This is a genomic window from Vibrio sp. Vb0304 (genome assembly GCF_033338995.1).
Lineage (GTDB): Bacteria > Pseudomonadota > Gammaproteobacteria > Enterobacterales > Vibrionaceae > Vibrio > Vibrio alginolyticus.
The window spans coordinates 1-1439 of the sequence record NZ_JAWOTT010000118.1 but is presented as its reverse complement, the minus strand read 5'-3'; the positions used below and the strand labels follow the sequence as shown (position 1 = coordinate 1439).

The window sequence follows — 1439 nt, the reverse complement described above, 5'->3', positions numbered from 1 at the left end:
TCCCCAGCATATACAGGCAATTTGATTAGCGCTGGTGGCGCTTGCTTCTTCGCGATACGAAGGCCTTGCTGTACCGCAATACGGTAGCTTTCAGGTAGTGTCTCCCATTGACGTGTTTGTTGGTTCCACATACCTGTTTCACCGCCGTCTGGAGATTGGAATAGAAGTGCTGTACGACCAATACGTAAGAAATCGTACGTTACGATTTCGCCGTTACGATCTAAGCTCGCTTTGTAAGACTCAATTGAGCGAGAGAAGCCTTCTTCAATTTGGTACGCTTCCATCACTTTACGGAATTTCTCAGAAGTCGTTACGTCTGCGCGATCCATCAGGCGGCGTAACTCTTGAACGCGTTTGTTGCGTTCTTCTTTTTGGAAAGGCAAATCGAGTGTAACGAACTCATCTAGCGCATCGATCATTTTTAGTGTTAGAGGAACAACTTCTGTTGCCGTTTGATCGATTTGAGCAATTTGGTTATTCAATGAGTCCAGTTCGCCCTGTTGCGATTGAACCATTCGATTAATTTGCTCGTTGTAGACTTTCATACTATCGATTTGACGAAGTAAGCCCTTATATTCTGCCAACATACCTTCTGTGCTTTCAGCGTAAGTATCGATTTTTTGCTGAGAAGCTTGAGAAGACTTCGTTGTTTGTGCTTGATTGGCGACTACGGTTCCAGAGTCTGCAGCAATCGCTGCACCACTTACCGAGAGAATCGCGGCAGTAACTGCACTTACGCCAAATTCCTTTAACGTCATAGTAGCATCCTTGTTAGTGTAAATAGTCAGTCGAATAGGGCGCAGGAAATACTCCTGCGCCAAAGGTTTTAATTAAAAGTTTTGAGAGTATTTCAAGAAGTAAACACGGCCTTGAATGCTGTATAGGTCTTTATCGTAAGTTACACCATCAGATTCAAATGCAGGATCTTCATCAGTTAAGTTACGAACACCAGCAGTAAACTTCGCATCCCATGGAGCTAAGTAGTTGTACGCGATGTTCCACGTTGTTTGTGATGATATATGGCCAGTTTTATTGTAGTTGTCGTCAACATCTTGAGCTTGATCGGCGATGTGGTCAGCAGATAGGTAGATGTCATGTTCTTCCAAGAAGTTTACGCCAACACCTGTGTTGAAACGGTATTCTGGTAGACCATTTCGACCCACTTGGTTGTTTACCGGACCACCAACGTATTCTGGTGAGCTGTAATCAAGCACGTAGCTACCTGTAAAGTCATAACGGATTGTTGCAACATTAAAGTCATAACGATAACCGATTTTAAGGTCTAGACCTGATGTATCAAGTGTTCCTAGGTTTTGAAGTCCAGCAGTAGCTTCTTTGATTCGTCCATTTTCTCGAACGATATTTGGATTCGACACACCAGAACTACGTTCTTGATCAATCATGCTCTGGAGCGTATTCAGAGTGATTACGTCATCAAT

The 1439-nt window shown here is 43.4% G+C and carries 2 protein-coding genes; both read right to left on the bottom strand.

Annotation, left to right across the window (positions count from 1 at the left end; translation table 11 throughout):
* Positions 1–758 (bottom strand): DUF3450 domain-containing protein (locus R7P35_RS24280; protein WP_318092887.1); only part of this gene is annotated, 758 nt, incomplete at its 3' end.
* Positions 759–830: 72 nt separating this feature from the next.
* A partial coding sequence (locus tag R7P35_RS24275; protein ID WP_318092885.1) for a TonB-dependent receptor domain-containing protein occupies positions 831–1439 on the bottom strand: 609 nt, incomplete at its 5' end.